This is a genomic window from Baia soyae (genome assembly GCF_004341445.1).
Lineage (GTDB): Bacteria > Bacillota > Bacilli > Thermoactinomycetales > Thermoactinomycetaceae > Baia > Baia soyae.
In genome coordinates, this window is sequence record NZ_SLXV01000054.1 from 1 (window position 1) to 16,862 (window position 16,862).

Below are 16,862 nucleotides of genomic sequence, written 5' to 3' on the forward strand. Positions count from 1 at the left end.
AGCTTCTAATTTTGTCTCAAACGAATACTTAGTCATGAAAAAGCACCTCCAACTGTTGGATTGTATTTCGTGTCCAACAATTGGGGTGCAGTTCACTCCCGGATCTGTTCTTTTACAGTTTTACATTTCGTCTGCTTTTCGAGCGATTTCACTCCGGTAAATAAAGGGTAGTTCTACTTCACCGTAATAAGGCTGCCCGCGAAATACCTCAGATAAGCGTCTCATCCCGTTATTGATTCCTTCATAACTCGTATGGTCAACTTGCGCTTCAAAGTCACCATCAATAATGAGTTTGGAATCTTCTCCAACACGTTGGACAGCGAGCTTCATAAGGTCTATATCTAGGTTTTGGGCTTCGATGATATAGACAATCGCTTTCATACCCGTTGTATCAAACCCCCTGATGTCACTAAATGGAAGTAGTAAGAGCTTAGGAGGTTGCTTTTCTTTTTCGTTCCCTTTCATCAGCTCTTCGAGCACCATTTTATCTCCAAATTTACTACATAACATCGATCCAATAGCTGAATCCATGATTTTCTCATCCCGTGTCCCTGGATAAAAGCCTAATTTGGCACTATTTCTAGCGGCCATAGGGTTTACGAAACAGATGAGACGATCATATTTTCCTTTTTCAATCTGATGCATAGCGTAGTTCAGAGCGATTAGTGATTTTCCAGTCCCTGCTTTTCCTTTGACGACTGTCATAGGGTTATTTCGTAAACTGTCGAGGGCACAACGTTGATAAGCATCTCGAGGGGAGAATTTACCAAAAAAGATGGTTTCAAATCCTCTTGGACGAACATGCATGTGAGTTTCACCAGTCCATCTGAGCAGATCTACATGCTTATTGTCATTGTTGATGACGAGGTATTGATTTGGGAGCAGTTCAAAGATGTTTTCATCTAGATTATGGAGTAAGCTTGCATAACGCTCGTCATCCACCTCTGCTTCGATGTATCCTGTATATGTGCACTCATCTTGATCTTGTTCCAAAACTTGAATCCCTAAACCTCGAGCCTTCTGCTTTAATAGTAGGTCATTTGTGAGAATCCCATACTGATTATCCACACAACATTGTAGGATTTTATTATCAGCATAGTTTGGATCAAATTGATCTCCCAGCTGTACCTGGTAATCGTTGGTGTCGAAAACCATTTGTTCTTGATTTTGTTCAATATATCGAGTAGCCACACGAGCATCATAAGCTAGACGTGGGTTATGACTTAACTTATGTTTCTCTAGCTCTCGAAGTACCATCGCTGTGATGACGAATGTTACATCCTGTAGTTCTTCTGGACAGCTTATCCCTGTCAAAAGTACATTTGTATCAATGACATATCTCATACAGGGGGAACCCCCGATCCCTTTGATGTTAACTCAAGGTTTTGGAACACTAAGGCCAAGTGTATGGTGTACATCATAAGTGTTACCTGTTTTATAGAAAATTAGATGCTGTATATATTGGCATGGAAAAGACTGGATAGTGTTCAAACGGAAGCCCTCATATATTTTATGAGAAGGGTTTGTTTTTGGCACGTACATGAATTGATAGTCATCTGGATGAACCAAATGTGACTTTTAGGATTCGCATCATCCTCCGTGAATATGGCGTATAATAAATTTTTTTATTGTTAGCCTAATTCTATGGTACAAGTGATGGGAACCATTTTGCAAGTGAAAAGATGGAAAAATCAAATTCTTAAGGAAAAAAGGATCAAAAAACCAAAAAAAGTTTCTCTTAGCATCTCCAATTTTTTGCTACAATAATATTGCTATGTAAGATTCATACTGAATAAAAAGGGGGCGTCAATATGGCAAATCGCCATAAACAGAAAGGAAAACGCGATAATACTACCGTTGTCTTTATTACTTTATTAGTATTGTTCTTGGGTGTTGGTGTTTACGCATTAGTAACCATGCTTAATTCTGATAAAAAATCAGATGCAGTTCAACCAGATAAGGTAGTTGATCTAAAGGTTGAGAAGCAAGCTACAATCGGAAAAGCAGATGCACCCATTAAGATTGTGGAGATCGGAGATTTTCGTTGTCCACACTGTAAAATGTTCCATGATCAGCACTATAAACAGCTAAAGTCGTATATTGATTCTGGAAAAGTACAATTTACGTTTGCTCCGTTCCAATTTATGAAACCGGAACCACTTGTAGCAGGGATGGCAGCCAAGTCCGTAATGGCACAAAACAAAGAGGCTTTCTGGAAATTTTACGATGCTGTTTATAACAATCAAGAGGAATACAATAAACAGACAGAAGGCAAATCGGCTGATTTCTTAGTTGACTTGATCAAGAAAAATATCCCTGAGGTAAATGCCGAGCAAGTGGGCAAGGATATTAAATCTGACAAGTACAAAGCAGATGTAGAAGCAGACAATAAGTATGTAGAATCACTCAATATATCAGGTGTTCCGGTTGTGTACATCAACGGTAAAATGGCAACTGATGCTGAGATCAACGATTTCCAAGCTTTTAAAGCGAGATTGGATAAAGAACTAGGTGGGAAATAAATGAGTTTCTTATCTAGATACGCACTATACTTTGCCTGGATTGTCTCGATTATCGCCACTGGAGGCAGTCTCTACATGAGTGAAGCATTAAGTTGGATACCATGTGATCTTTGTTGGTACCAGAGAATTTTTATGTATCCTCTTGTCGTACTACTTGGCATTGCCACCTTTCGAGATGATCGAGAAGTGGGGAAATATGTATTCTCTCTTGCGGGCATGGGGATTTTAATCTCTAGCTATCATATTTTAGTCCAACAAGTGCCCTCTATTGGGGGAATGCTCAAATGTAAGGTTGGGATTCCGTGTAGCCAAGATTATCTGAATTGGTTCGATGGCTTCATTACGATTCCAGTCCTTGCATTTGTTGGCTTTTTCTTGATTTTGCTTTTTACTTGGTTCAGCAGAAAAGAAGCCGAATAAAAATAGGTGATCTACGTTCGGATACTAGTCCAGCCAATTAGATATCTTGTACATAAATTAAATCATGGGAAACTTCCCAAAGAGGAGGTATTCACATGAGTGGTTTAAATGGCGGATGTTATGATGGCGGCGGAGGCGGCTTCGGTTTTGGCTGGGGTGGCGGTGGTATCTGGATCATCCTCGTTATTTTAGCCATCGTCTGCGTCTTCTGCTGTTGCGGCTTCTTCGGCTTTGGTGGCTGGGGAGGAGGCTGGGGCGGTAGAGGAGGTTTTGGCTTTGGTGGTTGCTAATCATAACCCATTGATCTAACTAAGATTATTGGGATGGATGATGATCACCGAGGGATGCCAATAGAGATCTCTTAAGGGATTAAGAGGTCTCTATCCTTATCAGTTTAACAGAAAATGATACATAAAATTGGAGTGTCAGAATAATGGGGAAATCAACAGGAGGTAAGGTGTCGTTCCAATCCATGCTGAAGGATCTAACGGAGGCGGCAGGACCACCAGGATTTGAAAGAGCCGTACGGGAAGTGATGGAGCAGTATGCTGCACCTTATGCAGATGAGATACAGAAGGATCGCCTAGGAAGTTTTATCGCTCGTAAGGGGAAGACAGGACCTAGAATTATGATTACGGGACACATGGACGAAGTTGGATTTATGGTTACCCGTATCACAGATGATGGTTTTCTACGATTTCATCCATTAGGTGGCTGGTGGGGACAAGTCCTCCCTGCTCAACGTGTAGAAGTAATCACATCGAAGGGAAGACACTTAGGTGTTGTTGGCTCTGTGGCTCCTCATTTATTGGAACCAGATAAGCGAAAAAAAGGTGTCGAGGTAACCGATTTATTTGTTGATTTGGGTGTGGAGAGTAAAGAAGAGATTGACCAATTAGGAATCAGGCCAGGGGATTTTATCATCCCATATTCTCCTTTTACCACGATGAGTAACGAAAATCGCTGGCTAGCCAAGGCGATGGATAATCGTCTAGGTTGCGCGGTGGCATTAGGTGTATTGCAAGAATTGTCAGAGGATGGCGTTTTGCATCAAAATCAAGTATTTTCAGTAGGGACTGTGATGGAAGAAGTAGGTTGTCGAGGGGCGATTACTTCTGCGCAGGTAGTGGATCCAGATATCTCGATTGTGGTGGATGTAGGGATTGCAACTGATTCCCTAGGAACGACGAACCCACATGCGGATACCAAGATGGGAGACGGGCCACTTCTGGTCCTATATGATGCAGGTCATATTGCACACTGTGGCATGATTGATTTTGTGAAGCAGGTTGCCGAGGAAGAAGGTATCCCGTACCAGTTTGAGGTAATCACGGGTGGTGCGACAGATAACCATTTTATCCACACTCATAAAACAGGTGTACCAAGTATCAGTCTAGGTGTACCAACTCGTTATATTCATAGTCATTCTTCGATCTTAGATCGCCGAGATTGTGAAGAGTTGGTTCGTTGGATTGTGGCGATTGTGAAACGTCTAGATGAGGCTAAGGTGAAGGAAATTCAAGGGGTTTTCGCAGCAAAATAGGTTTCATTCACAATAAAAACACCAAGTTGTTTCACTAGCTTGGTGTTTTTATGGCTATTTACAAGTGATTTGTTCGGACCAAATCCTCTTCAGTGTAGTACCTTTGGGGCAAAAAGTGATTTGAAACACATCCGGATTCGATAAGGATTTCCACTCTTGAAACCCAATTTGTGGATCAAAGTATTTTAGGATGCAAGTCATGAGATTCCCATGTGTAACAAAGACAACCGTAGACTCTTCACTTTCTAACTCGCTTCGGATCAGAGGAGCAACACGTTGAAATGCTTGTCGGTTGGACTCTCCTCCTTCGACTGAAAAGTCAAGGTTTTCGAAGCTTTTTTCCAATAGCTCGGTCCAATTATCAAGTGGAGTAGGAGAAAGAATTCTTTCAGATAACCGTGCATCTTTGACAATCTTTTTTTGTAGATGCTGTGCGAGCGGCTGAATCGTTTGGAGTGCACGTTTATAAGGGCTTGAGATAATTTTGGAAACGCTATCATTTCGGTTTATGAAAAATTTAGTCAATTCGTCTGCTTGCGTAAATCCTTTAGTAGTTAGGGGAGCTTCCCGATCTTGCCCCTCTGTTTCACAATGGCGGACAACGATAAGTGATTTCAACGGGCTCCCTCCTTTTACATTTATATCTATCATAACAAATCGTGAAGAGTTGAACAATGTTGTTTTTGAAAACGTTTTTAAAAAAGAATATTCAGTATTTATAACCCGAAAAGAGGCTGAAATAATCAACCTCTCGTGTGGTAAATTAACTTTTGTTTAAGGACCAAATGGATTTGGCTTAGGACCTGTCATGATTTTATTGTGGAGTGTATCAATCATTTGGTCGCGATCTTGTTCGTTGCTATTATTCCAAATGACTTCAAAAAGCACGCCTAATCCTGGTAAGAGTTTTTCATCGCCTTGTTTGATCGAATCGACGATCATTCCCTCTAATTCTTGTTCGGCCATGCCACTCAGATTATGTAAGACGGCACCACGGATATTGAAATTCAATGGATGTGCCTCCTTTACCCTATTTTTCAATAGAATGGCCGATTATGAGTCTCTTTATCCAATATGCCCGCAATGGTATAATGAATGAACCAATTTGAAGGAGTTCGGATATATGCTTTGGACAATGATTACTTCGGTACAAAATACAGCCTTAAAAAGATGGAAAAAGCTAAAGACGAGAAAAGGGCGTAAAGAACATCAAACGTTTTTGATTGAAGGAGAGCATCTGATTCAAGAAGCGATTCGATCTGGAGCGAAGTTCGTTGCTTTGATGGTAGAAGAGGAACAACGGGACAAATGGGAGATGTTTTTTAGCACTCATCAGGTAGAAGCTCCATACTATGTACTTTCTTCCTCGATGTTTCAGTCACTTGTTGAAACAGAAACACCTCAAGGAGTGATGGCAGAGGTTGAAATGCGCAAGTGGGAGGAAAGCGATTTATTAGAGAAAGACCATTCCACTTTTCTCTTGCTAGATGAAGTTCAAGACCCAGGAAATCTAGGAACACTATTGCGAACGGCACAAGGGATGGGGATTACGGGAGTATATCTCGGCCATGGTACGGTAGATCTATATAATCCCAAAGTAGTTCGTGCGACTATGGGCGCGATCTTTCATGTACCCATTTTTCCACGTAACCTGGAGTTCGCGATCCAATCAATGAAGCAAAAAGGGATTACCATCGTAGGCACGTCTCCGCATGCAGGGCAGTGTCACTTCGAATATCCATTTCCGAATCGAACGGCGATCTTGCTAGGGAATGAAGGACGCGGTGTCAATCCAGATGTCCTAGCCGAAGCAGATGTTGAGGTTCAAATTCCGATGCCGGGGAATACAGAGTCGTTTAACGTATCCGTAACGGGAGCGATCTTAATGTATGAGCGAGTGCGCCAGTCTTATCGATAATCCATTGCAAGCTGGGGCTGACTTCGTTATAATAGCGATAATCATGAATGTGGAAAATGAATGACAGCGATGAGCAAGATTAGTAAGTAGAAGTGCTCCTTTTCAGGGAAGAGGCATCCTAGACTGCAAGTGCCTCTATGGAAGCGACTGCTGAATTCACTTGGGAGCTGAATCTTTGAACAGAAGACCAGTTAAGTGTTTTCTAAATAGAGGATTTCCGGTCTAAGCCACCGTTACCAGGTTCGAGAGTGGAAAGAAGGTGCTTTGTTTGTCTAGCCTTTCTTTCAAAAAGGGTGGTACCACGGAAAGACTTTCGTCCCTTTATAGGGAGAGGTCTTTTTTATTTTGGCTTGAAAATTATTGAATATAGGGGTGTTTTCCCATGCGCGAACGTTTAGAAAGTCTACGTACTGAGGCATTGCAGGAAATCCAATCTGCTACTGAAATGGAATTGATCAAGGAGTTAAAAGTAAAATATCTCGGCAAAAAAGGGGAACTAACAGCCGTCTTACGTGGAATGGGTTCCTTATCCGCTGAAGAGCGCCCTGTGATTGGTGGGCTTGCGAATGAAGTGCGAGCTGCACTCGAAACCGCTTTTGCCCAAAAAAGTGAATCGCTCGAAACCGAGGAGCTAGAAGCTAAATTGCAAAGCGAAACCATCGATGTAACGTTACCAGGTGCCTCACTTGAACCAGGTTCGATTCACCCACTTCATTCTGTGATTGAGCAAATTGAAGATATTTTCATTGGAATGGGCTTTGAGATTGCAGAAGGTCCGGAAGTAGAGTTAGATCACTATAATTTTGAAATGTTAAACCTACCGAAAGATCATCCAGCTCGTGATATGCAAGACTCTTTCTATATCACACCTGAAATTTTGCTACGTACACATACCTCTTCGGTGCAAGGGCGTACTTTGCTTGCTAAAGAAGGAGAAGTACCGGTCCGGATCATTATGCCAGGGAAAGTATATCGCCGTGATGATGATGATGCGACCCATTCACACCAATTTACACAAATCGAGGGCTTGGTTGTAGATCGTGGCGTATCGATGGGAGAATTAAAAGGCGTATTGCTACAACTGATTCAGAAGATGTTTGGTCCAGATACAGAAGTACGCTTACGTCCTAGCTATTTTCCTTTTACCGAACCAAGTGTCGAAGTGGATATTTATCATCCGGAAAAAGGGTGGCTCGAAATCCTAGGCGCAGGTATGGTTCACCCACGTGTATTAGAAAAAGCAGGCTATGACTCAGAGCGCTACACTGGATTTGCTTTTGGGCTCGGAGTAGAGCGGGTTGCGATGTTGAAATATGACATTGATGATATTCGTCACCTATATAACAACGACTTACGTTTCTTACGTCAATTTAAATCGGTTTAAGAGAGGAGAGGGGATACATGTTAGTCTCCTATGATTGGATTTCGGAGTATGTAGATTTGACGGGAATTACCCCTGAGATGATTGCAGATGAGTTAAATCGCACCGGGATTGAGGTTGAAGTCATCTACACGCGTGATAATGGAGTGAGTCATGTCGTAGTAGGACATGTTTTATCAGTAGAGAAACATCCTGAAGCGGACAAATTAAATATCACACAAGTGGATGTGGGTAGTTCTGAGCCACTCCAAATCGTATGTGGTGCAGCCAATGTAGCGGCTGGACAGCTGGTTCCCGTTGCGATCAAGGGAGCCAATCTACCAGGCGGAATTAAAATTAAGGATACTAAGTTACGCGGTGTGGCCTCTCGTGGGATGATCTGTTCGGCGAAAGAATTAGGAATCCCAGATAAGTTCCTAACGGAGCATCAAAAGCAAGGGATCCTTGTGCTTGGACGAGATGCAGTAATCGGCCAAGATATCAAAGAACATCTTGGTATGAACGATCAAGTAGTTGAATTGGAGCTTACTCCAAACCGCTCTGATTGCTTAAGCATGATGGGAGTTGCTTACGAGCTTTCTGCCATCTTTAATCGGGAGCTTCGCTTACCAGAAAGAACCGAAGCGATCTCATCTACTGAAAAGACACGGGTCGAGATCACGACAGATCTAGAAGAAGATTGCCCGTTTTATGCTGTACAAGTTGTAAAAGGAATTCAAGTGGGGCCTTCCCCACAATGGCTCCAAAATCGGTTGATTTCAGCAGGAATTCGCCCGATTAATAACGTGGTAGACGTAACCAATTATGTGATGATTGAGACAGGCCAACCTTTACACGCCTTTGACCTTCAGACGATTCCAACGGGAGAGATTGTCGTACGTCGTTCCCGTGCAGGAGAAACGGTTGTTACGCTAGATGGAGTAACCAGAGCATTAGATGATGAAACGCTACTGATTACCGATGGTGAGCAGATCCTAGGGCTTGCTGGGGTTATGGGCGGAGAATCTTCGGAAGTTCGCTCGCATACCACGACGGTATTATTGGAATCAGCGTACTTTGATCCTACCCTGATTTGCCGTGCATCTCGTAAATTAGGCTTACGTTCGGAAGCGAGTAATCGTTTTGAAAAAGGCATTGATCCAGAGCGGATCTTACCTGCATTAAGCGGTGCTGTTCAGTTATTGCAAGAGGTCGCAGGTGCGCAAATTGGCTCGGATGTGATCGTAGAGCGTTCGGGAGAGATCGAAGAAGTGACGGTTTCCTTGCGTCACGATCGTCTCATGAAAGTATTAGGAACGAGTATTAGCGAGGAGCAAGTAGGAGACATCTTCCGCCGCTTGAACTTCTCTGCTCACTTCGATGCGGAGAAAAAAGTGTACCACGTTCAAGTTCCGACTCGCCGTCCAGATATTCAATTAGAAGTGGATTTAATTGAAGAAGTGGCGAGGATCTATGGATATGATCGCATCCCTACCACCTTGCCATGGGGACAACAACAGCCAGGACGTTTAACTGATTCACAACGTTTGCGTCGTAAGCTACGTCATCTCTTGATTGATCTTGGATTATCCGAAGTACTTACTTACAGCCTTACTTCAAGCAAACGTGGCAAAGAAGTAGGTTCTCTGACTCCGTCCACAGGTCTTGTTCGCTTGGCGATGCCGATGTCTAGCGAACATGCCGTGCTACGTACGACTCTCTTACCAGAGCTTATTCAGACGGCCGTTTATAACGTCAAACACGGAAACGAAGACCTTGCTATCTTTGAGATGAGTAAGGTATATGTAACGCAAGAGAAAAAGCTGACTGAACTTCCTGAAGAACGGTTGGAACTCGCTTTCCTATTAACAGGCGATCTTCGCTCGGCTCGTTGGAACCGTCAAGCATTACCGGGTGGCGATTTCTATGTAGCGAAAGGGATTGTGCAAGCTATTTTTGAACGAATCGGCGTGGCTAATGTTGAGATTCAAGCAGCAAGCCATCATGAAGGATTCCATCCAGGGCGTACGGCTGAATTGATTTATAATGGCGAAGTGCTAGGTGTACTCGGACAGATGCATCCACAGTTGGCGAAACAACAGGATCTCAAAGATACCGTGGTGGTTCAACTTGACTTAGAGCGTCTACAACAAGCGATTCAGGCAGATGTTCGCTACCAAGCGATTCCACGCTTCCCAGCTGTCACTCGCGACTTGGCTTTGGTTGTGGATAAAAATGTAGAGGCGGGAGTACTGGAGGCAGGAATCCACGAAGTAGCTGGAGAACTTCTTGAATCGGTACGCTTATTCGATGTATTTATCGGCTCCCAAGTAGGAGAAGGCAAGATGAGTATCGCCTACTCGCTTGTTTACAGAGCCGCAGATCGCACTCTAACGGATGCGGAAGTAACCGCTACACACTCAAAAGTAGTGGAACATTTACAGACAACACTCGGGGCCGTATTAAGAAGTTAGTGTGACAATTTGATTCCATCAGCTCCTGATTACCCAAAATAAGCCTAATTAGTGATAGACTTGGGATATAGGATCGTTTTATTTCGATTAATATCGGGTAATGAACACTTCAATTGGTATGTAAGACAGTCTACATGTGGGTTGGTGATATGAATGGTACAACGTTCTCGCATGAATGTGGAGATCTATGGACAGACCTACCCTATCATTGGGAAAGCAACCCCCAGCTACACTCGCCAAGTAGCTGGGCTGGTGGATTCAAATATGAAAGGCATTGCCGAAGGAAATCCTCGTTTAGATATGACACGTTTGGCAGTATTATCTGCTTTTAATATCGCAGATGAATACTTGAGATTAAAACAGGAATACGATGAGATCATGCACTTGATTGAGGATAATCAACCCTAGATGAACTGGATTGATATCGTCCTATTGATCGCGGTCGCAGCTGCCTGTTTCCAAGGATACCGTCAAGGATTAGTCCGTCAAGTCCTCGCTTTACTTGGCACCATCTTGAGCATCTATCTCGCTTATAAATTTAGCGGGCCATTTGCTCAAACCATCTCAGGCTGGTTCCCTGGAATCGTGCCTGAAACGGGCGTATGGGGACTATTCCCGATTAGCAACTTTGTTTATTCATTCATCGCATTTGTGATCATCTTTATAGTAACGAAAGCGATTTTCCGCATCATTGGCGGAGTTGCTGGTGGGATAGCGAAGATTCCGGTTATATCAGCGATTAATCACACAGGCGGTCTGGTTTTCGGGTTTCTGCGAATGGCGATTTTACTTGTTTTAGTGGTAAATGTTTTCTCATTTGTCCCTGTGCCAAATGTACATAGCAAAGTGCAGGATTCCTTCTTATCTCAACAGATTTTGGCGATTACTCCTGATTTAAAGGATGAAGTAATAGACTTGTTTAAAGGAAAGACCCCGTAAAATAAGTGCGGCTCCCTTCTTACGCATGGTAGAAGGGAGCCGCACTTATTTACTATGAAGAAAAGCTTAGTTCCACAAACATTTTACATCTTTTTCAAAATTGGAAGAGTGAACATATGTGTTTGCCCACATATTGTGAACGACATACCATTTGTCTGAACCGTTAACCATTTCTCCATGAACAACACCAGTGAATCCGTGAGTTCCGTAAAATAGTTTTGTCGGAAGTGCTTCATAAGGCTTAGAAGAAAGAGATGGTTCTACTAAAGTAGTAACCCCGCCTTTATCCGCTACTTCTTTTGTGATAGTAGCTTTAAAATCAACAAAGCTTGATTTACAAGGATGATCCGCTCCTGTGTATGGGGTCGGCTTATAGCTAGCGAAAACCCCTGTGGTTGCTCCCATAACGATACTACATCCAATTGCAAATGATGCTACTCTTTTCAACATGTTATTTCCTCCTAGTAATGCCTCGAGTGAACGTGCTTGATAAACATAGCAGGAAAGTTTTTTCTTGTAAATCTTACTTTATAATTCTTTACATTTATTTATAGTTCTATAGTTGTAATATGAGCGGTGAAAGATTAGTATGAAATTGTATTCTTGCTATATATAATTCAATCTACTTAATTTCACATGGAGGTATGAAGATTATGAAGAAGAAAACCATCTCTGCTGCTCTTGCAACATCCCTAGTGCTCGGAGGAATGATCGTCAATTTTACTGGATCACAGCCTGTTCACGCAGCTGAAGCAGAGCAAAAAGCAACTCAGAAAATTGTAGTAGAGGACACATTTGATGGTGGGTATAATGGATGGAGCGGTGGCTTTTCGGACTATCCACCAGGAACAGAAACCGAGTGGAGATTATCATTCTCTTTACAAGACCTTCCTAAAAATTTAACTAAACAACAAAAAGGGCTTCATATTGCTGGAAGTAATCACAGTGATGATTTGTTCATGTATGTAACGAAGCCAGTACATACGACACATAAAGTAAAGCCAAATACAACGTATAAGGTAGACTTTGATTTTGATATTGCAACCAATACACCATCAGCCACATTTGGTGTAGGTGGATCCCCAGGGGATTCCGTATTTGTAAAAGCAGGAGCTGCCACAGTTGAGCCCAAATCGCATGTGGTAGGTGGTCACTATCGATTAAATGCGGATCATGGTCAACAAGCTCAAGGTGGAGCAAATGCTGCTTTAGTCGGTACGATTGGGAAAGTAAAGAGTACTGATGAGGAAACTTTCGAAATCAAGAATTTCAACAATAAATCAAAACCTTACTATATACAATCAGATAGCGAAGGTAAACTTTGGTTGTTGATCGGAACTGATTCTGGCTATGAGGCCTATACTCAGTACTACTTCTCGAAAATCAAAGCAACTTTGACAGAAGTAAAGTAAGTAGAGAGTTGTTCACTGATAAAGACCGCTAGAGAAATCTAGTGGTCTTTTTGTCGTGGATACAAGAATGAAGTGAACCCAAAAAGTTAGACACGAAGTTTTAAGCAACCCGCAGGGTATGCGTTCGGTATTGAACCGGACTCATGCCCTTTAGTTTTATCTTTAAGCGTTTGTGGTTGTAATAGTGAATATAATCCTCTAGTTTCTGTTTGAAATGATCCATGCTATCGAATTCATGGAGATAAAGCAATTCACTTTTGAGCAAGCCAAAGAAGTTTTCCATGACACCATTATCTAGGCAATTGCCTTTGTGGGACATGCTTTGTGTAACTCCACGTTGCTTTAACGAGTGTTGATATGGGCGCATCTGATAATGCCATCCCTGATCTGAGTGGAGGAGGGGAGCTTCGCTCTCTTCTAACTGTTTAAAGGCTTTGTCCAGCATCTTGTAGACAAGAGAGTAGACGGGACGGTTTTCCACCTCATAAGCAATAATCTCTCCATTGTATAAATCAAGAATGGGGGACAAATAGAGTTTTTCACCATACAGGTGAAATTCAGTTATATCCGTGACCCATTTCTGATTTGGTTTGGTTGCTTGGAAATTACGTGCTAGGACGTTAGGAGTAATTTTCCCTGCTTTCCCACGATAAGAACGATATTTCTTCATGCGCACTAAGCATTTCAATCCCAGTTCCTTCATGAGACGGAATACTGTTTTATGATTCAAGGTATAACCTTGATTTCGTAATTCCCATGTGATTCGACGATAACCATAACGCCTTTATGTTCATGAAAAATCGCTTCGATTTTTCCTTTTATCTCTTTATATTTATCAGGCTTGTTCATCTGTTTAAACCAGTAATAATAGGTGTTACGAGCAATACCCGCGATTTTTAATAGAGCCTTTACAGGATAGTTGTGCCTTAATTCATAGATTACTTGGGCTTTGTCTTGTTTGTTGACTTTGCTCTGTCTTGAACTAAGGCATTCAACTTTTTTAGATAAGCATTCTCCATTCGTAGATGCTCATTTTCTCACATAACTCTTCTTCTATGCTCAATACCTGTTTTTTCTTCGTCTTTTTTTCAAGGATTGACGCCCCTTTTTTCTTGGTTTAAGAGCGTCAAATCCCTATGTTTCGTACAAATATCGCCACCTGCGAACTGTACTAGGAGCGGGCACATTAAAAACAGCGGCTGCTCTACTGTTGGACGCTCCCGTTTCGTTTATAAAATTAAGTACGTCCATTTTAAACTCAACAGAGTGATTTGTATATCTTTTCTGGAAAGCTTGGTAACCATGTTCTCGATACAGCGATACCCATTTTATTAGTTCACTTTTTGTCATTTGATATGTCTTAGCAATATCTTTATACGACTCGACTCCGTCGAGGTAGGCTTGAACAGCTTCCAATCTGATTTCTACCGAATATTTTGCCATAGAAAAAGCACCTCCAACTGTTGGTTTTCTGTGTCCAACAATTGGGGTGCAGTTCATAAGGACTGGGTTGTTTTTATAATATCTACAGTTTAAACGGTTTCATGGATTCTATATTAAGTTAATCTGTGAACGGACCAAACAGTGGTTGAGTCATTGATCGGACTTAGTGTCAAGTTGACTCCTAAAGCGTCTGACACATAGAAGACACCAATCACATCACCCGCTGTTAGTTCAAAATCTCCTGTTAATGTGATGGAAGCATTTCCTAAAGGTCCTCTTATTGTTAGAACCACTACAGCAATATTTACTATAGGGAGTAAACCTGTTACCAAGTCTGTTACTACGGGAGAGGTCCGGCGTACGACGAATCTTGGGTTCGGTCCAGCGCCAATTGTGACCGCAAGGGCTGCAGTCTGGTAGCTGATAATCAGTTTAATAGAATATCTTCCCGTTGCCTGGATCGTGTAGTCTCCTGTTGTTGTATTAAAGCCAGTTCCGGTGTAGTAAGGGCTAGTCACGGTCCAGTTTCCTAGCTGTGTATCCGCGTTAACTACAGTAGAGGCACGTTGGGCGGAGAAACCGGTTAGTGCTACATTGGGTCCAGTTGGTCCGGTCGTGCCCGTGTTTCCAGTAGCCCCCGTAGCTCCAGTAGCCCCCGTAGCTCCAGTAGCTCCGGTACGTCCAGTAGCCCCCGTAGCTCCAGTAGCTCCGGTACGTCCAGTAGCCCCCGTAGCTCCAGTAGCTCCGGTACGTCCAGTAGGCCCTGTGGGTCCCTGAGGTCCTTGAGGTCCAGTCGGTCCGGTAGGCCCTGTAGGTCCTTGAGGCCCTTGAGGTCCTTGAGGTCCTTGAGGTCCGGTAGGTCCTGTGGGTCCTTGAGGTCCTTGGGGTCCAGTTGGTCCCGTAGGTCCAGTAGGCCCTTGGGGTCCTTGAGGCCCTTGAGGTCCCTGAGGCCCAGTCGGTCCGGTAGGTCCTGTGGGTCCTTGAGGCCCCGTAGGTCCAGTCGATCCCGTAGGTCCTGTGGGTCCCTGAGGTCCTTGAGGTCCTTGAGGTCCTTGAGGTCCTTGAGGTCCAGTCGGTCCGGTAGGCCCTGTGGGTCCTTGGGGTCCTTGAGGCCCCGTAGGTCCAGTCGATCCCGTAGGTCCTGTGGGTCCCTGAGGTCCTTGAGGCCCTTGAGGTCCTTGAGGCCCTTGAGGTCCCTGAGGTCCAGTCGGTCCGGTAGGCCCTGTGGGTCCTTGGGGTCCTTGAGGCCCTTGAGGTCCTTGAGGTCCCTGAGGTCCAGTCGGTCCAGTAGGCCCTTGGGGTCCTTGAGGTCCAGTCGGTCCAGTAGGCCCTTGGGGTCCTTGAGGCCCTTGAGGTCCCTGAGGCCCTTGAGGTCCTTGAGGCCCCGTAGGTCCAGTCGATCCCGTAGGTCCTGTGGGTCCTTGAGGTCCTTGAGGCCCCGTAGGTCCGGTAGGTCCTGTGGGTCCTTGGGGTCCTTGAGGTCCTTGGGGTCCTTGAGGTCCAGTCGGTCCGGTAGGCCCTTGAGGTCCCTGAGGTCCTTGAGGTCCAGTCGGTCCGGTAGGCCCTGTAGGTCCTTGAGGCCCTTGAGGTCCTTGAGGTCCGGTAGGTCCTGTGGGTCCTTGAGGTCCAGTCGGTCCAGTCGGCCCTTGGGGTCCTTGAGGTCCTTGGGGTCCTTGAGGCCCTTGGGGTCCTTGAGGTCCTTGAGGTCCAGTAGGTCCGGTAGGCCCTGTGGGTCCTTGAGGTCCTTGAGGCCCTTGAGGTCCCTGAGGTCCCTGAGGCCCTTGGGGTCCTTGAGGTCCTTGAGGCCCCGTAGGTCCAGTCGATCCCGTAGGTCCTGTGGGCCCTTGAGGTCCTTGAGATCCTTGAGGTCCTTGAGGTCCCTGAGGCCCAGTCGGTCCCGTAGGTCCGGTAGGCCCTGTAGGTCCTTGAGGTCCGGTAGGTCCTGTGGGTCCTTGAGGCCCTTGAGGTCCAGTCGGTCCAGTAGGCCCTTGGGGTCCTTGAGGTCCTTGAGGTCCTTGAGGTCCTTGAGGTCCTTGAGGTCCTTGAGGTCCCTGAGGCCCAGTCGGTCCCGTAGGTCCAGTAGGCCCTTGGGGTCCTTGAGGTCCTTGAGGCCCCTGAGGTCCTTGAGGCCCCTGAGGTCCCTGAGGCCCCGTAGGTCCTGTGGGTCCTTGAGGTCCTTGGGGTCCTTGAGGTCCTTGGGGTCCTTGGGGTCCTTGAGGTCCTTGGGGTCCTTGAGGCCCTTGAGGTCCAGTCGGTCCAGTAGGCCCTTGGGGTCCTTGAGGTCCTTGAGGTCCTTGGGGTCCTTGGGGTCCTTGAGGTCCTTGAGGTCCTTGAGGCCCTTGAGGTCCCTGAGGCCCAGTCGGTCCCGTAGGTCCTTGAGGTCCTTGGGGTCCTTGAGGTCCTTGAGGCCCCTGAGGTCCCTGAGGTCCCTGAGGTCCCTGAGGTCCCTGAGGCCCCGTAGGTCCTGTGGGTCCTTGAGGTCCTTGGGGTCCTTGAGGTCCTTGAGGCCCCGTAGGTCCAGTCGATCCCGTAGGTCCTGTGGGCCCTTGAGGTCCTTGAGGTCCTTGAGGTCCTTGAGGTCCCTGAGGCCCAGTCGGTCCCGTAGGTCCTTGAGGTCCTTGAGGTCCGGTAGGTCCTGTGGGTCCTTGAGGTCCAGTCGGCCCTTGGGGTCCTTGAGGTCCTTGGGGTCCGGTAGGCCCTGTGGGTCCTTGAGGTCCTTGAGGCCCTTGAGGTCCTTGAGGCCCTTGAGGTCCCTGAGGCCCAGTCGGTCCCGTAGGTCCAGTAGGCCCTTGGGGTCCTTGAGGTCCTTGAGGCCCCTGAGGTCCCTGAGG

The 16,862-nt window shown here is 45.1% G+C and carries 15 protein-coding genes, 1 pseudogene and 1 other annotated feature; of the genes and pseudogenes, 10 read left to right on the forward strand and 6 right to left on the reverse strand.

All coding sequences use genetic code 11. The features are described from left to right. Nucleotides 1-120: 120 nt before the first annotated feature. The gene (locus EDD57_RS13065) at nucleotides 121-1,344 is read right to left on the reverse strand and encodes a PhoH family protein (protein ID WP_131849864.1); all 1,224 of its coding nucleotides are present in this window, start codon (nucleotides 1,342-1,344) and stop codon (nucleotides 121-123) included. Between the two features lie 467 nt (nucleotides 1,345-1,811). On the opposite strand from EDD57_RS13065, the gene EDD57_RS13070 reads away from it, so the two are divergent. The 4 genes from EDD57_RS13070 to EDD57_RS13085 all read left to right on the forward strand — a co-directional run bounded on the left by EDD57_RS13070 (nucleotide 1,812) and on the right by EDD57_RS13085 (nucleotide 4,485). After that, on the forward strand, nucleotides 1,812-2,522 hold the full coding sequence (locus EDD57_RS13070) for a thioredoxin domain-containing protein (RefSeq protein ID WP_131849865.1): 711 nt from the start codon (nucleotides 1,812-1,814) through the stop codon (nucleotides 2,520-2,522). Beyond that, a complete protein-coding gene (locus EDD57_RS13075; RefSeq protein WP_131849866.1) occupies nucleotides 2,523-2,942 on the forward strand; it encodes a disulfide oxidoreductase in 420 nt (139 codons plus the stop codon). It begins immediately after the preceding gene. A 95-nt stretch (nucleotides 2,943-3,037) separates the two neighbouring features. After that, on the forward strand, nucleotides 3,038-3,232 hold the full coding sequence (locus EDD57_RS15015) for a hypothetical protein (RefSeq protein WP_207896837.1): 195 nt from the start codon (nucleotides 3,038-3,040) through the stop codon (nucleotides 3,230-3,232). A 143-nt stretch (nucleotides 3,233-3,375) separates the two neighbouring features. Continuing rightward, nucleotides 3,376-4,485, forward strand: a complete 1,110-nt coding sequence (locus EDD57_RS13085; RefSeq protein WP_131849867.1) for a M42 family metallopeptidase — start codon at nucleotides 3,376-3,378, stop codon at nucleotides 4,483-4,485. Between the two features lie 54 nt (nucleotides 4,486-4,539). Here the strand turns inward: EDD57_RS13085 and EDD57_RS13090 are convergent, their stop codons facing one another. Beyond that, complete coding sequence (locus EDD57_RS13090) at nucleotides 4,540-5,103, reverse strand: histidine phosphatase family protein (protein WP_131849868.1); 564 nt, start codon at nucleotides 5,101-5,103, stop codon at nucleotides 4,540-4,542. Nucleotides 5,104-5,259: 156 nt separating this feature from the next. Further along, nucleotides 5,260-5,496: a small acid-soluble spore protein SspI gene (sspI, locus tag EDD57_RS13095; protein WP_131849869.1), complete on the reverse strand. Its 237-nt coding sequence runs from the start codon at nucleotides 5,494-5,496 to the stop codon at nucleotides 5,260-5,262. 112 nt (nucleotides 5,497-5,608) lie between these two features. On the opposite strand from sspI, the gene EDD57_RS13100 reads away from it, so the two are divergent. From EDD57_RS13100 to EDD57_RS13120, 5 genes are all read left to right on the forward strand, one after another. After that, entirely contained in the window at nucleotides 5,609-6,403 is a 795-nt protein-coding gene (locus EDD57_RS13100; RefSeq protein ID WP_131849870.1) for a TrmH family RNA methyltransferase, read from the forward strand. Nucleotides 6,404-6,463: 60 nt separating this feature from the next. Beyond that, nucleotides 6,464-6,727, forward strand: a binding site (T-box leader). 58 nt (nucleotides 6,728-6,785) lie between these two features. Continuing rightward, on the forward strand, nucleotides 6,786-7,787 hold the full coding sequence (gene pheS, locus EDD57_RS13105; protein ID WP_131849871.1) for a phenylalanine--tRNA ligase subunit alpha: 1,002 nt from the start codon (nucleotides 6,786-6,788) through the stop codon (nucleotides 7,785-7,787). A 17-nt stretch (nucleotides 7,788-7,804) separates the two neighbouring features. Further along, nucleotides 7,805-10,237, forward strand: coding sequence for a phenylalanine--tRNA ligase subunit beta (pheT, locus tag EDD57_RS13110; RefSeq protein ID WP_131849872.1), 2,433 nt, complete (start codon nucleotides 7,805-7,807; stop codon nucleotides 10,235-10,237). A 153-nt stretch (nucleotides 10,238-10,390) separates the two neighbouring features. Beyond that, nucleotides 10,391-10,645 carry a cell division protein ZapA gene (gene zapA, locus EDD57_RS13115; RefSeq protein ID WP_072336599.1) on the forward strand — a complete coding sequence of 85 codons (255 nt, stop codon included), beginning with the start codon at nucleotides 10,391-10,393 and terminating at the stop codon, nucleotides 10,643-10,645. Then, nucleotides 10,646-11,176 carry a CvpA family protein gene (locus EDD57_RS13120; protein WP_131849873.1) on the forward strand — a complete coding sequence of 177 codons (531 nt, stop codon included), beginning with the start codon at nucleotides 10,646-10,648 and terminating at the stop codon, nucleotides 11,174-11,176. A 66-nt stretch (nucleotides 11,177-11,242) separates the two neighbouring features. On the opposite strand, the gene EDD57_RS13125 is transcribed toward EDD57_RS13120, so the two are convergent. Then, nucleotides 11,243-11,626 (reverse strand): hypothetical protein, encoded by a 384-nt coding sequence (locus tag EDD57_RS13125; protein ID WP_131849874.1) that lies wholly within the window; start codon nucleotides 11,624-11,626, stop codon nucleotides 11,243-11,245. A gap of 203 nt (nucleotides 11,627-11,829) precedes the next feature. Between EDD57_RS13125 and EDD57_RS13130 the strand changes: the two genes are divergently transcribed. Continuing rightward, complete coding sequence (locus EDD57_RS13130; RefSeq protein ID WP_131849875.1) at nucleotides 11,830-12,588, forward strand: hypothetical protein; 759 nt, start codon at nucleotides 11,830-11,832, stop codon at nucleotides 12,586-12,588. Between the two features lie 100 nt (nucleotides 12,589-12,688). Here the strand turns inward: EDD57_RS13130 and EDD57_RS13135 are convergent. Together EDD57_RS13135 and EDD57_RS15215 are read right to left on the reverse strand one after the other, a co-directional pair. Beyond that, nucleotides 12,689-14,031, reverse strand: a pseudogene (locus EDD57_RS13135) (IS3 family transposase). 113 nt (nucleotides 14,032-14,144) lie between these two features. Further along, the coding region (locus tag EDD57_RS15215) for a collagen-like triple helix repeat-containing protein (RefSeq protein WP_131849876.1) at nucleotides 14,145-16,862 on the reverse strand (2,718 nt) is incomplete at its 5' end.

What these genes read in the sequence shown, in the direction of transcription:
- EDD57_RS13100 (WP_131849870.1), top strand. Translation starts at nt 5,609, where the DNA reads ATGCTTTGGACAATGATTACTTCGGTACAAAATACAGCCTTAAAAAGA.
- zapA (WP_072336599.1), top strand. Translation starts at nt 10,391, where the DNA reads ATGGTACAACGTTCTCGCATGAATGTGGAGATCTATGGACAGACCTAC.
- EDD57_RS13125 (WP_131849874.1), bottom strand. Translation starts at nt 11,626, where the DNA reads ATGTTGAAAAGAGTAGCATCATTTGCAATTGGATGTAGTATCGTTATG.
- EDD57_RS13085 (WP_131849867.1), top strand. Translation starts at nt 3,376, where the DNA reads ATGGGGAAATCAACAGGAGGTAAGGTGTCGTTCCAATCCATGCTGAAG.
- EDD57_RS15015 (WP_207896837.1), top strand. Translation starts at nt 3,038, where the DNA reads ATGAGTGGTTTAAATGGCGGATGTTATGATGGCGGCGGAGGCGGCTTC.
- EDD57_RS13065 (WP_131849864.1), bottom strand. Translation starts at nt 1,344, where the DNA reads ATGAGATATGTCATTGATACAAATGTACTTTTGACAGGGATAAGCTGT.
- EDD57_RS13075 (WP_131849866.1), top strand. Translation starts at nt 2,523, where the DNA reads ATGAGTTTCTTATCTAGATACGCACTATACTTTGCCTGGATTGTCTCG.
- EDD57_RS13120 (WP_131849873.1), top strand. Translation starts at nt 10,646, where the DNA reads ATGAACTGGATTGATATCGTCCTATTGATCGCGGTCGCAGCTGCCTGT.
- EDD57_RS13130 (WP_131849875.1), top strand. Translation starts at nt 11,830, where the DNA reads ATGAAGAAGAAAACCATCTCTGCTGCTCTTGCAACATCCCTAGTGCTC.
- pheS (WP_131849871.1), top strand. Translation starts at nt 6,786, where the DNA reads ATGCGCGAACGTTTAGAAAGTCTACGTACTGAGGCATTGCAGGAAATC.
- EDD57_RS13070 (WP_131849865.1), top strand. Translation starts at nt 1,812, where the DNA reads ATGGCAAATCGCCATAAACAGAAAGGAAAACGCGATAATACTACCGTT.
- pheT (WP_131849872.1), top strand. Translation starts at nt 7,805, where the DNA reads ATGTTAGTCTCCTATGATTGGATTTCGGAGTATGTAGATTTGACGGGA.